This is a genomic window from Thiomicrorhabdus arctica DSM 13458 (assembly GCF_000381085.1).
Classification (GTDB): domain Bacteria; phylum Pseudomonadota; class Gammaproteobacteria; order Thiomicrospirales; family Thiomicrospiraceae; genus Thiomicrorhabdus; species Thiomicrorhabdus arctica.
The window spans coordinates 104,732-118,623 of the sequence record NZ_KB905900.1; the positions used below are offsets into that span (position 1 = coordinate 104,732).

Sequence of the window (13,892 nt, forward strand, 5' to 3'; positions counted from 1 at the left end):
GGTTCACTCAACTTACCCACAAAAAAGGCAAGTCAAAACATGACTGACTTGCCTTTTTTATCATTTAATATTTAATTTTAAGCGTGTATGGAACGTTCTTCGGCCTTACTCAGTATTTCATTTAAAGCGTCACTTTGCTCTCTAATTTCATGGTTTAAGATACGGTCATTATCAGAGTAGTCAATGGGCACTTCAATAACGTGCACGCCACCTTGCGCATAACACTTCTCAACCGTTGGAATCACGTCATCGGCACTCGACACGCGATGCCCATAAGCTCCATAACTTTGGGCATAGAGCACAAAATCTGGGTTATTTAATTTAAGCCCAAAGTCCTCAAAACCCATATTGGCCTGTTTCCAGCGAATCATGCCGAAAGCATTGTCATTTAAAATTAGTACCACCAAATCCAATTTCAGGCGGACGGCAGTTTCTAACTCTTGCGAATTCATCATAAACCCACCATCGCCACAAATCGCCATGACTTTTGCTTCTGGTGTGACCAACTTAGCCGCAATCGCTGACGGCAGTCCCGCCCCCATGGTCGCCAGTGCATTATCTAATAAAACAGTATTGTGATGATAAGCCAAAAAATTACGCGCAAACCAGATCTTATAGACACCATTATCCAAGGCAATCACACCTGTTTCGGGCACCACTTTGCGAATATCACTCACCAAACGTTGTGGATAAACCGGAAAACGATTGTCCTGAGTCCCTTCTGCTAAATTCCGATCAATATGGACTTTAACCTCCATAAAACAGCCAAATTTCCAATGAGATTGATTTTGTAATTTAGTTTTTATTTGATAAACGCTATTGGCGATATCCCCGACAACGTCAGCCTGCGGAAAATAGACGGGGTCAACTGAAGCATTGGTAAAGTTGACATGAATGACTTTAAAACCATCTTGTTTCATAAAGAAAGGCGGCTTTTCAACGACATCATGGCCGATATTCACGATCAGGTCTGCCCTTTTGAGTGCAGCATTGACAAAATCGTGATCCGATAAGGCGGCACATCCCAAATACAGATGATGACGTTCATCGACCACACCTTTGCCCATCTGTGTGGTGAAAAAGGGAATCCCGGTTTGATCAATCAATTGGCGAATCATTTTCCCGGCGGTTTTTCGATTGGCTGCGGCACCAATTAAAATTAATGGGTGTTTGGCATCTTCGATCATTTTCACCGCGGTTGCCACCCCTTTGTCTTCAGCTAAAGGTCGACGATGGGCGCTTTGCTCAATCACCTGACTATTTGTCTCTTCGTCCGCAATATCTTCCGGCAACTCCAAATGTACCGCACCTGGGCGTTCGGTTTTTGCGATACGAAACGCCTCGCGAATACGGGCAGGAATATTATGACCACTGGTAATTTGACAAGCGTATTTGGTGATAGGGTGCATCATATCAACCACATCAATAATCTGAAACTGGCCTTGTTTGCTTGACTTGATGGGCTTTTGCCCAGTGATCATCACCATCGGCATCGCGCCCAAATTGGCATAAGCGGCCGCGGTCACCAAATTAGTTGCACCAGGCCCCAATGTTGAGAGGCAAACACCTGCATGACCGGTTAAACGACCATAGGTCGCTGCCATAAAACCTGCCGCTTGTTCATGTCGTGTCACAATCAGTTTGATGTGGGAATCTTTGAGTGAGTTCAGTAAATCCAGATTTTCCTCTCCTGGAATTCCAAAAATATATTCGACGCCTTCAGCTTCCAAAGCCTTAACAAAGAGATCTGATGCTTTCATAATTTGGCTCCTAACCACTAATAATTCATAAGATAAAATGAACAAAGGCATTCATACTGACGCTGTTTTGCCACTTTAGCATTCAACACGGTCTGTTACCAAATGTGACAAAAAAATCAAATAACCACTTTACACCACCTATATAAGCGTCGCAAAGCAATCATACTGTTCACGCTATTAAGGCACTTAATCGCTCAAAAAGCTACCCCAGAAGAGACCTCTTAAATCTCTCACAACCAAGATTTATAAGCGTCCATAACCGCTCGTCAAGTTGAGATGATGGTGATCCATTACAAAATCTTCCTTGGCTTGAATACCAACAAGTTAAAACCTATTATATTAGAAGCTTAAGAGGTGTATCATAACGCGCTGTAAAACACTCTCAATCGGATAAGGACTCCATGAAGACACCAATACGCATTTTACCCCTAGTCGAAGACGGCCTGGTCGATGAAGTTCTGCGCCCTCTCATGAGCGGTAAAGAAGCCGACGTTTTTGTGGTTCGCTCGGGTACCGAAATTCGTTGTGCCAAAGTCTACAAAGAAGCGAATAAACGTAGTTTTAAAAAAGCGGTGGAATACCAAGAAGGCCGTAAGGTTCGCAATAGCCGTCGCGCTAGAGCGATGGAAAAAGGCTCTAAATTTGGCCGCAAAGAGCAAGAAGACGTTTGGCAAAATGCCGAAGTCGATGCGCTCTATCGCCTCGCCGCTGTAGGCGTTCGCGTACCAGAGCCCTACGGTTGCTTTGATGGCGTTCTATTGATGGAACTCATTACCGATGAAGATGATCATGTGGCGCCCCGCTTGAATGATGTCTCTATGGATGCTGAGCAAGCCCGTGAAGACCATGCTGTGGTTATGCATTATATAATGCTCATGCTTTACGCAGGCCTAATACACGGCGATTTATCGGAATTTAACGTACTCGTAGACAGCTACGGACCAGTGATTATTGACTTACCTCAAGCGGTTGATGCGGCAGCGAATAATAACGCCAAACGCATGCTGACCCGAGATGTCGACAACATGACCAACTACTATGCGCAATATGCTCCCGATTTATTAAACACTCAATATGCCAAAGAAATTTGGGCTTTATTTGAAGCAGGTGAACTCTCTCCCGAGATTGAACTCAGCGGAACCTTTGATGAAGTTGAACAAGATGCGGATGTCGATAGCGTCATGCAAGAGATTAAAGCCGCTATGGAAGAAGAGCAAAATCGTCTAGAACGTATTCGAGAAGCACAAGAAGAAGCCTAACAACTACTCTATGGAGTACATAAGACAGCCTATTATAGGGTGCACCTTGTAAAGTGTCTGCACTGAACCCTAAACAAACTATCTTGACCAGACCTGGTCAAGATTCATCACGACAAAAATTTTAACGTACTTTGCTTGTCTACCAACCGCCATTCATCCAATACATCGGTCACTGCCGATTCAATCTTGGGATCATCTTCTTTATAACTGACGTTTCACCTTATTAAACATTCTTAAATATTCTTAAATATTCTTAAAAGGGTGACCGCTTATTTAAAGAGCACTTTTAATGATGTATCGCTCTTGTGTTATATTTAATCAAGACAGTAGCCGTGGTTTGTAAAAGGATCAAATATGAATTATCCAAGATTGAAAATTGCCGTATCCGATTGTTTAAGAGGCACAGAGTGCCGTTACAATGGCGGTCATGCTCAAGATGACTTTGTGAATGATCATCTAGCGAAATATGCAGATTTTTACCCTTTTTGTCCCGAAGCGGCGGTCATGGGTACGCCAAGGGAAACCATTCGTTTAGTTGGAATCGATACGGAAGTACGGGTGATTGGCCCTAAGTCGAATTCGGACTACACTGAAGGTTTGCAAGCCTACAATGACAAAATTATCCCAAAAATTTTAAGCCATAAAATGGATGGTGCTGTCGTAAAATCGCGCTCTCCAAGCTGTGGTTTAGAACGTATTAAAGTTTACCAACCAAACGGGGAATGGCACGGTTCTAAAGATCCGATGCAATCCGGGCTTTTTACAGGTGACTTACAAAAAGCCGCCCCGCATTTAGCCATTGAAGAAGAAGGTCGTTTGACCGATGCTTGGTTAAGAGAATCTTTTATGCTGCATGCTTTCACGTCGGCACGTTGGCGCGAGTTTTCTGAAGCACAGCCAAACGTGGTGGAATTTCAGGCATTTCATCGCGATCACAAATATCTCTTTCAGTCTAAAAACGAAGCGATTTACCGTGAACTCGGCGCGTTAGTAGCCGCGACCCGCAAGCATAATTTAGCTGAAAGTCTATTGAAGTATGAGCAAAAAATGTTTGCTTTATTAGCCTGTCGTTCTACAAAAGGCCATATGAAGAATGTGCTGGACCATATCTATGGTTACTTTAAAAATGAGGTGACACCGCTCGAAAAAGAACATTACTTCGAAACGGTTGCCGAATTTATAAACGATATTGTGCCGTTGATTGCCGTCATTAAGGTCTTAGAACAGTTTCTAAAACACTATGGTTCAGACTATCTTGCATCGCAGGTGTTTTTCCACCCTTACCCTGCGGATTTGGCTTTGCGCTCCCAAACCTCAGCTTATCGTTAGTGAGCGTTAACGGACTTTATCTGTGGCGTTAAGTTTTGAAGTGGCTCTTCTACTTAAGGCTTGTTAAATTAGGTTAGACTCAAGCACCGTTAATTGGCACGACTTCAGGCTTTTCGTCCCATGGACTTCATGGCTTCGACACGCTCTAAATGCGCGATACGACTCTGTTTTAAATCTGCAATCGGTAATGGATAATCTTGACCTAATACAATGCCTTTGGCCAAACACTCCGCGGAATGTTCCCAGGGCGAGTGAATGGCTTTTTTAGATAAAGCCTTCAGCTCGGGCAGCCAGGTTTTAATATACTCGCCATCGGCATCGAATTTGGTACTCTGAGTCACTGGATTAAACAACCGATAATAGGGTGATGCATCAACGCCACAACCAGCCACCCACTGCCAACCCATGACATTATTCGCAGGATCTGCATCGAATAAGGTGTGGTCAAACCAATTCTTACCTAATAACCAGTGCTGATTTAAATTCTTAGTTAAAAAAGAGGCCACCAGCATCCGTACCCGATTATGCATGAAACCAGTTTGCCAAAGCTCACGCATTCCAGCATCGATAATTGGAATCCCCGTTAAACCTTTCTGCCAGGCCTGGTAGGATTGTTTGTCGGTTTGCCAAGACATGCTTTGGTATTTGCTTTGAAACGGTTCGGTCTCCGTTTGCGGAAAATTCACCAACAGATGAGCCGCAAATTCTTTCCATGCCAACTGCCTAAACCACGGCATGGCTTGGTCATATTTAACTGTGCCATCAGCTATTAAAGCTTGCAGATAAAAGAAGATGTCACGCAGATTGATCTCTCCAAAATGTAAGTGTGGCGATAAAAGACTGGTCGCGCTGAGTTTTGGAAAATCCCGATCTTCATCGTAACTTGGCAAATCGTTTTCAATAAAGTGCTGTAACGTTTGCCACGCGACCTCTTCTCCGACCTGCCAAGAGTGAGAGGCATGCACATTGGCCATCATTTTTTGTGCCCACGGCAACCTCAACAGGATTTGCAAAGAGGTCGGAAATCCCAACCAGGCCTGGTCATAGGGTTTCAGCATGGCAGTGGCAGACAAATCGCCTACCGATTCATCTAAAGGTTCAATCAGGACTTGTTTAGCGAGTAATGTTTTATAAAAAGGCGTAAACACCAGATAGGGATTATTCTGTTGATTGCGAATTTTGTCAGGCTCTACCAGAAACTCTGAGTAAAATGGTTGTAAGACCACCCCCTGATTTTGGCAAACCGTCATGGCTTGCTGCTGCATGCTTTTAAAAGGCGCACCGACTTGAAAAGTGTAAAACACTTGATTGACGTGATAAGACGACAACACCTCAGAAAACTTGGATTCAAAGTCACCTTCAATAATCCACAAATCACCGCCTTTCGCTCGAATCGTCTGCTGCAACGTTTGCAAACCCTGCGCTAACCACAGTGTATTCGCGTCACCCACCGTCTGCCGAGGGTCATGAAAATAAGCGAAAATGACCTGGCCTGGTGACTTTTCAGAGCGTTGCTCAAGAGAACTCTCTGCGGCTTCTATTGAAGACCATGCGGAAGACAAGGCCATCTGTAAAGCCGGCAAGGCTGTTAATCTAAACTCTCTTTGTAACCACACCAATGAGGTCATATTATGTTCCTAACACGTTGTTCTATTATTAGCTTTCTTCACAAAAACAGGTTTTAAAACCTTTAACAAAAGATTAACTTCATATAAACACCTTCTCATCAGCGTACCGGGATCGTTGCCAATCAATGAGCAAGCTTCACTTGGTTACAATCAGAGAAGCATTTCGGGATAACGGATTTAATTTTTCTATCGCACTGATCATATTATCTTAATTAGACTGACTGGGTCACTCTTGCTAAAAGCTCATTCATGCTTTTTACATAATGAAAAAAATAGCATTTTATTACCGCGTTAATTTCTGCATAACCCTTTTATTCTGTTGCGAAACATCCTCAATACTTTTGAGGCATAGCGATGGCATTTGTAGAGTAACTTCAACAGTACAAAGTGGCTTAATGAGTCTGTCTGCTCAAAAAATTATTCGATTTATTGACTTAGTATGAATCCAAAAAGACGTTTTTTGAAAATACCCTATAAAAACTGTTATATATCCTCGGATTGGAGTAGCATTAATGAGACATGGACATGATCTCATAATCAACTCATGTAAAAAACCTAATCACATGACTGGCAGATGAATGGCTCACTATGGATACTCACGACTTACTCGGAATGCGTTTAAAACTTTTTGTATGCTCTTTTCTTATTCTCTTAACCACCAGTTGCAGCCAACATAATAACCATACCTTACCCGTCGTTGGTGAACTTGAATGGGAACGGATTGAACTCATTAATGAGTTGAGTGAACCGATCATTGCACGCCATGCCGCAGAAGGTGATGAACTCCAAGCTGGAGCATTAATTTTAAGCTTGGACCCCCGGCGTACCGCCGCGAATTTACAAGCTTTGATCGCCAACCGAAACCTGCTTGCCTCCAAGCTACAAGAGCTGGTCGCGGGTAGCCGTATAGAGGACGTTGAGCAAGCAAAACAGAGTGTCATTCAAAGCCAAAGTGGGTTAACTCTCGCGCGCTTGGAATACCAGCGCATTAAAACACTCCAGAAACAACACCATCTTAGCCAAGAGGAATTAGATAAGGCCTTTAATGCTTTACAAAACCAAGGTGCTGCATTGACTGCCGCCAACGCCAACTTACACAAACTACAGGCCGGTAACCGAATAGAACAAATTGAACAGGCTAAACAAGCACTGCAAGTGGCTGAGCAACAAGTAAAACATGATGAGATCACATTACAACACTTGCAAATTCGCGCGCCGCGTGCCGGACGTTTAGACAGTTTGCCATTTGAAATCGGTGAACAACCGCCAGTGGGCAGTACGGTCGCAGTGATGCTCGGCGGTAAACAACCCTATGCACGGATTCACATTCCCGAACAAATCCGCGCTTGGATTAAGCCCGGTACGCCAGCCACGGTGCAAATTGATGGCGTCAATCAACATTTTACGGCCAAGGTACGCAGCATTCACACAGCCCCGGACTTCACCCCCTATTACGCATTGACCGAAACCGACCGTTCACGTTTAAGCTATTTGGCAAAACTAGACTTTGTTGAAGCCCAGGTAACAAATCTGCCCGCAGGACTGCCGCTCACGGTGACGTTTAACCTGGATAAATTAAAATCCATTCACTCCGAAGCGACCTCGAAATAATCATGAATGTTGAGCAGGTCATTCAATGTCGGCAACTCAGCCGATCCTTTGGCTCTTTACAAGCGGTTGACCACCTAAATTTGAGCATTCCCAAGCAGAGTATCTACGGTTTTCTGGGTCCAAATGGCTCCGGTAAGTCAACCACCATGCGCATGTTGTGTGGTTTACTCACCCCAAGCTCGGGCCAAGTAGAGGTACTGGGTTTGGAGATTCCGCGACAAGCCGAACAACTCAAACACCAAATTGGCTATATGGCGCAAAAATTTGCGCTTTATGACGATTTAACCGTAGCCGAAAATCTCTCTTTTATGGCAAAAGCCTATAATTTACCGGGCAAGACCCAGGCGCAACGTATTGCTGAAACACTCTCGCGTTATGCGCTACAACCACTGCAAAAACAGATGACTGGCACGCTGAGTGGTGGACAAAAACAACGTCTTTCTCTGGCGGCTGCCACATTGCACAAGCCAAAACTGTTGTTTTTAGATGAGCCGACCAGCGGGGTCGATCCACAAAGCCGGCGTAATTTTTGGGAGTCGTTATTTGAACTGGTCAACGATGGCGTTACTATTTTAGTGTCTACTCACTATATGGATGAAGCAGAACGTTGTCATGGTTTGGCAATTCTCGACCACGGTGTAAAGGTCGCAGATGAAAGTCCAGCCAACCTCATCGCCCAAATTGATGCCTCGGTGTTCCAAATAGAAGGTACCTCGATCATGCCTTTAAAGCATCAACTTGCGACCAGTCCAGAGGTGTTAAGCATGATGCAACTCGGTGAACGTTTACGGGTATTACTCTCCAAAAAAATCGCCAATCCTCAAGATTATCTGCAGCGATTGTTAGCGCCTATTGACCAATCCTTACGGATTACGCCCATCACAGCATCAATTGAAGATGTGTTTGTCATGGCAACCTTACACAGACAACCAATGCCACCTGCTGAAAAAAGTGTCACGACAAACGCGAGTCATTTCCAGTGATCTCTTTCAGTCGTTTATGGGCCGTTTTTCGCAAAGAAGTATGGCAACTCAAACGAGATCGTATGACCATTGGGATGATCTTTGGCATTCCCATTATCCAAATTTTGCTCTTCGGTTATGCGATTAACACGGATATTCGCTGGATTCCCACCGTCGTGATGGACAGTGCCAGCACCCAATCATCGCGTAACTTAATTTCTGATTTGGAGGCTTCTCAAGTCGTTAAAATTACGGGCTATGTTCAGACAATAAACGAGATTGAAGCTCAGTTGCGTACCGGAAAGGTCAGTATAGGTTTGGTTATTCCGGCCGACTTTGAACGTCGTTTGCAACAAAATGACCGCGCCGCCGCGCAATTATTGGTCGATGGCACGGACCCGATTATCTTAGCATCGGCACGTCAATTAACCAGTCTGCAGCGGCATCAAGACACCCAAAAAACCCAAGCGCCAAGTACACTGTTTTCCGTGCGCCACTATTACAACCCAGAACGTCGCTCCGCCGTTAATACCATTCCTGGACTTATCGGTGTGATTCTCACCATGACCATGGTGATCTTTACATCGATCTCTTTAGTGCGCGAGCGTGAAAAGGGTAACCTTGAGCTACTTATCAATACACCAATCACGTCAAATGAGTTAATGTTAGGCAAAATTCTGCCCTATATTGTCATCGGGTTTTTTCAAGTGACGCTGATTTTGGCTTTGGGAGTATGGATTTTTAATGTGCCGATTGTGGGTTCTTTGGCAGAGATCTATATTGTCGCAATGGTGTTTATTGCTGCCAATTTAACGTTGGGGTTGTTATTCTCAACCTTGGCAAAAACCCAACTTCAAGCCTTACAAATGGCTATTTTTATTATGCTGCCATCGATTTTACTTTCTGGATTTATGTTTCCGTTTAGCGGTATGCCCGTGGTTGCACAGTGGATTGCCGAACTCTTACCCCTGACGCATTTTGAACGCTTGATTCGAGGCATTATGTTACGCGGTGCCAGCTTAAGCGAACTGCTCCCCGAACTGCTGGCCTTAATTGGTTTTATGCTCATAACCTTATGGCTGGCCAGTAAACGTTTTCACAAACGCTTGGATTAACGGCCTTATTTTAAAACTATCGGTTTTTCAATTGGCAAAAGGATGAATTACTAGAAATTATTTAGGCATGTCAGTGATAAACATAATGAAATGACTCATTTCAAACTCGTACATTCCGTTTAATTTTGGTATAGTTTTGCACTCAATACAAATGAATGAAATGATACGTGACCAAATTACGGCGACACTCTCCTCTGCTATTTATCCTCATTCTTGCTTTTATCAGCATGCAGTGGGCCTCTGCACATATTCATTTAGCAGAATATCATGATCATGGTGGCATTCATTACCATGAAGTAGAAAGTCACGCGCATGATTTTACCGGGCACTATTCCGACGCAACAGAGTCGTCTCAGCTTACCGAAACTTCAAGCACCATTGAACTGGATAACCAGTGTAATGCACCTTCAGGTCACAATAAGCATCCTGACTTAGCAACTATCCCAAATTATTTTCAGCAAGATGCTTGTCTGCAATCCGTCAGGCTTGAACAACCCTTTACAGAGACTCTTTTTTACCATTCTCTAGATCAATCAGCGGCCAATCCTCGCGCACCTCCTTATTTCTCATAACACCTCACACATTTAAATAGATCTAATCATTTCAAGGGGTTACTACACCTTGAATAAATTGTTATTGAGAAAATTATGTTATCTTTTATTAAAAAGTCACGATGGTTACTGGCCGCATTTGCGATGCTGGCCGTTAGCCAAGTTTTTGGACATGGTATGTCGGAAGCTGAAAAACAAACGATTATGGATGGAGGCAATTTGAGCTACCTATGGATTGGTGCAACCCATATGCTCTCGGGCTATGATCATCTATTGTTCATATTTGGTATTATCTTTTTTCTAACCAAGTTTAAAGACATTATTAAATACATCACTGCATTTACGCTCGGCCACAGTGTCACGCTTATTTATGCGACCTTTAATGGCATTCAAGTTAATTATTTTTTGATTGATGCCATCATCGCTTTAAGTATTTGCTATATCGCTTTTGCGAATTTAGATGGTTTTAAGAAGTACCTGGGGGTCAAACCGCCCAACTTGTTGGTCATGATTATTGGGTTGGGTCTAATCCATGGTCTGGGACTTTCTACACGTCTGCAACAATTACCTTTGAATCAAGATGAATTACTCATGAATATCATCTCTTTCAATATCGGTATTGAAGTAGGTCAAGTTCTAGCTTTAAGCATCATGTTACTGGTCATGGTTTTATTGCGTAAGTCGGCTTCATTCAAACCGTTTAGTCTGATCTCCAATTATGGGCTGATATTTGCCGGTTTGTTTCTCTTCATGATGCAAATGCATGGCTATTCACATACCTCTGATCCTGATGAATTTGGTTTTAGTGCGGACAATCACATTCATGAACATATCAAAATGGATGAAGAGCGAGCCGCTCAAGTGATTAGAGACTCTAAACATAACAGTATTGAATAAAAGGAAAATTAAGATGCCTAAAATATTTGTAAGTTTGTTAGCAAGCCTAACGCTTATGATTCTTACAGGGTGCTTCGATCATTCACACGATGATGGTTCGCACTCTCATGATGCTCCACAACACCACGACACACTTAAATAATACAAAGGAATTTTTATGAAAAATTTAATCACAGCACTGTTTTTATCACTGTTTATGGTCACCCCTGCAATGGCAAGCGGCGGACATGCACATGGCCCCGATGGAGGACACAGCCAGTCACATGCTCCAATTACGAGCGCTGAAGCGATCAACAGGGCTTCAAAAAAAATAACTCAATTAGTCTCAGCAGGTGTCATTGATGCTTCTTGGTCAGGTGTAAAAGCCAGTAGCGTGGAACAAAAAACGTTTGCTAATGCTGCGGAATGGGTGATCGCCTTTAAAAACGACAAAATAAAGGACTCAGCAAAACAGAACTTATATGTTTTCTTTAGTTTAGAGGGTCATTACATCGCGGCGAATTACTCAGGTAAGTAAATCCACGGTTCATTAGAACCCTTTTAGAAATCGAAATCTTTGCGTAGCGTGCAGAGGTTTCTTTTCAAATTGTTTGGTAAACATTTCATTTATGCATAACTTTAGAGACAAATAAACAGCACTTTCTCTTGTTATTCCAGCATTTAAACTTAAATTTTAGACGTGTAACTCTCCCTCCACCATCGTATTTTTTATTTTTCAACATTTTCTCTCACCACAAGATATTCAACAAGTCACCTTGACTGTTTCGAAAACTAAAAGAAACCATTGCATTCAAGTAAATAGTTGGTTTACAATCAAGTTGTACATTTTGCCCAAAAAGTAAATCGGCATAATGAGATTTGCCTATATATCCGTTAGGAACAACCAAATGTTAAAACGCTTGTTTTTAGTCATGTTCATTCTTCAAAGCTTCGCGACAGGTGCGTGGGCGGGGATGGATATGTCTCAATTAAACCAAGCGGAAAAATCAAAAATGCAAATCATGCATCACGTCATGAACATGGATGAGATGCCAACAATACTTTCACCCGAGGCCACAAAGTCTGGCTCTCAAATGCATAGTATGATGGACTGTTCCCTTTGTGATCAAGAGACAGGCTGTCAAGATTTTATGTGTGGCTCTATTCATGCCGCCACACCATTTTATGCACAAGTAGAAATGATTCAGCCGACCATTCTAATGGTCAATAGCCTGACACCAACCTTATCTATTTCAGTTGAATACTCTAATAGCCAGCCAGAAACCCCACCACCCTCCATTTAATTCTGGCGAAATACGTTCAGATTAATCCTGACAATGACTCTATCTTTTAGATGAATGCTCTGTCATTTAATTTACTGCTTTCGCCTTATAACCTAATCCATTACTGATTATTTTTTAAGGAGCTAGAGATGACCTCTTCTACTACACAAACACACCCAACGATGAACCGTCGTCAATTTGTACGCGGCTTAGCATTAACTTCTGTTGCGGCCGCTGTCGCTGCTAATATTCCGTCAGCCTATGCTAATGGTGAGTTTATTTCCCAAGATGCCATGCCATTCAACCCAAAGCAGCCTATGTTAGCGGGAACCGAGTTTGACTTGGTTATTTCTGAAACGACGGTGAATATTACCGGCACTCCAACTGTCGCAACATTAGTCAATGGCTCTTTGCCTGCACCAACACTCGTTTGGCAAGAAGGTGATACCATTACCTTAAGAGTCAAAAACGAATTAAATGTGGATAGCTCTATTCACTGGCACGGTCTCATCGTACCGGCCAACATGGATGGTGTACCGGGCTTAAGTTATGACGGCATTAAACCCGGTGAAACGTATGTCTATCAATTCACTATCAAACAAAATGGTACCTATTGGTATCACAGTCATTCAGGCTATCAAGAGCAAACCGGTGTCTACGGTGCGATTGTTATTCTGCCTAAAGTTCAAGAACCTGTTGAATCCGACCACGACTATGTCATTCAACTCTCCGACTGGTCTGATACCCCTCCTGAAATGCTTTATGCCAACCTTAAAAAAATGGGCAGTTACTATAATTACAACCAAAGAACCGTCGGTGATTTTTGGAGTGAATTAAAACAAAAAGGATTTTCTCAAGCTTGGAAAGATCGTTCCATGTGGAACGGTATGAGAATGTCCGACCGTGACTTGTCTGATATCGGTGGCTCTACCTATACTTATCTAATGAACGGTCTGTCGCCGAATGCACACTGGCGCACCGTGGTGGACTCTGGGAAAAAAGTTAGATTACGTTTTATTAACAGCTCTGCTATGACATTCTTTGATGTACGGATTCCTGGCTTAAAAATGACCGTTGTGGCCGCTGATGGAGGGTTAGTACAACCCGTCGAAGTCGATGAATTCCGCATTGGTGTCGCCGAAACTTATGATGTCATCGTTGAACCTGATACCGATAAACAAGCCTATGCAATTTTTGCTCAAGCCATTGATCGGTCTGGTTATGCCATAGGCTCCATCACCTCGGATGCTTCAAAATTAGCGGCCACGCCAGCAATGGATCCTTTACCTATTTTAACCATGACGGACATGGGAATGGAAATGAACGGCATGCAAATGGATGGCATGGATCACAGTGGTCATGACATGTCTGGTGGTATGCAGATGGATGGCACAGATCAAAGTAGCCATGCTATGTCCAATGGTATGCAAATGGATGGCATGACCCACAGTGGACACGATCAACCTGCTGACATGAAAATGGATGGCATGAATCACAGCGGACACGATCAATCTGCTG

The 13,892-nt window shown here is 43.2% G+C and carries 12 protein-coding genes; 10 read left to right on the forward strand and 2 right to left on the reverse strand.

The window, feature by feature from the left end:
• Positions 1-77 precede the first annotated feature (77 nt).
• On the reverse strand, positions 78-1,760 hold the full coding sequence (locus F612_RS0108960) for an acetolactate synthase large subunit (protein WP_019557431.1): 1,683 nt from the start codon (positions 1,758-1,760) through the stop codon (positions 78-80).
• A gap of 401 nt (positions 1,761-2,161) precedes the next feature.
• Between F612_RS0108960 and F612_RS0108965 the strand changes: the two genes are divergently transcribed.
• Positions 2,162-3,019, forward strand: a complete 858-nt coding sequence (locus F612_RS0108965) for a PA4780 family RIO1-like protein kinase (protein WP_019557432.1) — start codon at positions 2,162-2,164, stop codon at positions 3,017-3,019.
• Between the two features lie 354 nt (positions 3,020-3,373).
• Positions 3,374-4,348, forward strand: coding sequence for a YbgA family protein (locus F612_RS0108970; RefSeq protein ID WP_019557433.1), 975 nt, complete (start codon positions 3,374-3,376; stop codon positions 4,346-4,348).
• Positions 4,349-4,452: 104 nt separating this feature from the next.
• On the opposite strand, the gene F612_RS0108975 is transcribed toward F612_RS0108970, so the two are convergent.
• Positions 4,453-5,976: a cryptochrome/photolyase family protein gene (locus F612_RS0108975; RefSeq protein WP_019557434.1), complete on the reverse strand. Its 1,524-nt coding sequence runs from the start codon at positions 5,974-5,976 to the stop codon at positions 4,453-4,455.
• A 588-nt stretch (positions 5,977-6,564) separates the two neighbouring features.
• On the opposite strand from F612_RS0108975, the gene F612_RS12495 reads away from it, so the two are divergent.
• The 8 genes from F612_RS12495 to F612_RS12500 all read left to right on the forward strand — a co-directional run.
• The gene (locus F612_RS12495; protein WP_019557435.1) at positions 6,565-7,587 is read left to right on the forward strand and encodes an HlyD family secretion protein; all 1,023 of its coding nucleotides are present in this window, start codon (positions 6,565-6,567) and stop codon (positions 7,585-7,587) included.
• A 2-nt stretch (positions 7,588-7,589) separates the two neighbouring features.
• Positions 7,590-8,570, forward strand: a complete 981-nt coding sequence (locus F612_RS0108985) for an ABC transporter ATP-binding protein (protein ID WP_019557436.1) — start codon at positions 7,590-7,592, stop codon at positions 8,568-8,570.
• Entirely contained in the window at positions 8,567-9,664 is a 1,098-nt protein-coding gene (locus tag F612_RS0108990; RefSeq protein WP_019557437.1) for an ABC transporter permease, read from the forward strand. Before F612_RS0108985 ends, F612_RS0108990 begins: the two co-directional genes overlap by 4 nt.
• Before the next feature lie 167 nt (positions 9,665-9,831).
• A complete protein-coding gene (locus F612_RS0108995) occupies positions 9,832-10,236 on the forward strand; it encodes a hypothetical protein (RefSeq protein ID WP_019557438.1) in 405 nt (134 codons plus the stop codon).
• Positions 10,237-10,311: 75 nt separating this feature from the next.
• Entirely contained in the window at positions 10,312-11,112 is an 801-nt protein-coding gene (locus F612_RS0109000) for a HupE/UreJ family protein (RefSeq protein ID WP_019557439.1), read from the forward strand.
• Positions 11,113-11,269: 157 nt separating this feature from the next.
• Positions 11,270-11,629 (forward strand): DUF6488 family protein, encoded by a 360-nt coding sequence (locus F612_RS0109005; RefSeq protein ID WP_019557440.1) that lies wholly within the window; start codon positions 11,270-11,272, stop codon positions 11,627-11,629.
• Between the two features lie 370 nt (positions 11,630-11,999).
• Positions 12,000-12,395 carry a hypothetical protein gene (locus tag F612_RS0109010; protein ID WP_019557441.1) on the forward strand — a complete coding sequence of 132 codons (396 nt, stop codon included), beginning with the start codon at positions 12,000-12,002 and terminating at the stop codon, positions 12,393-12,395.
• 128 nt (positions 12,396-12,523) lie between these two features.
• Positions 12,524-13,892, forward strand: a 1,369-nt coding sequence (locus F612_RS12500; protein ID WP_051080321.1) for a copper resistance system multicopper oxidase, incomplete at its 3' end; no start/stop codon positions are given.

Excerpts from the sequence above, each read along its gene's own strand:
- F612_RS0109005 (WP_019557440.1), top strand. The coding sequence starts at position 11,270 with ATGAAAAATTTAATCACAGCACTGTTTTTATCACTGTTTATGGTCACC.
- F612_RS0108965 (WP_019557432.1), top strand. The coding sequence starts at position 2,162 with ATGAAGACACCAATACGCATTTTACCCCTAGTCGAAGACGGCCTGGTC.
- F612_RS12495 (WP_019557435.1), top strand. The coding sequence starts at position 6,565 with ATGGATACTCACGACTTACTCGGAATGCGTTTAAAACTTTTTGTATGC.
- F612_RS0108975 (WP_019557434.1), bottom strand. The coding sequence starts at position 5,976 with ATGACCTCATTGGTGTGGTTACAAAGAGAGTTTAGATTAACAGCCTTG.
- F612_RS0109000 (WP_019557439.1), top strand. The coding sequence starts at position 10,312 with ATGTTATCTTTTATTAAAAAGTCACGATGGTTACTGGCCGCATTTGCG.
- F612_RS0108985 (WP_019557436.1), top strand. The coding sequence starts at position 7,590 with ATGAATGTTGAGCAGGTCATTCAATGTCGGCAACTCAGCCGATCCTTT.
- F612_RS0109010 (WP_019557441.1), top strand. The coding sequence starts at position 12,000 with ATGTTAAAACGCTTGTTTTTAGTCATGTTCATTCTTCAAAGCTTCGCG.
- F612_RS0108970 (WP_019557433.1), top strand. The coding sequence starts at position 3,374 with ATGAATTATCCAAGATTGAAAATTGCCGTATCCGATTGTTTAAGAGGC.
- F612_RS0108960 (WP_019557431.1), bottom strand. The coding sequence starts at position 1,760 with ATGAAAGCATCAGATCTCTTTGTTAAGGCTTTGGAAGCTGAAGGCGTC.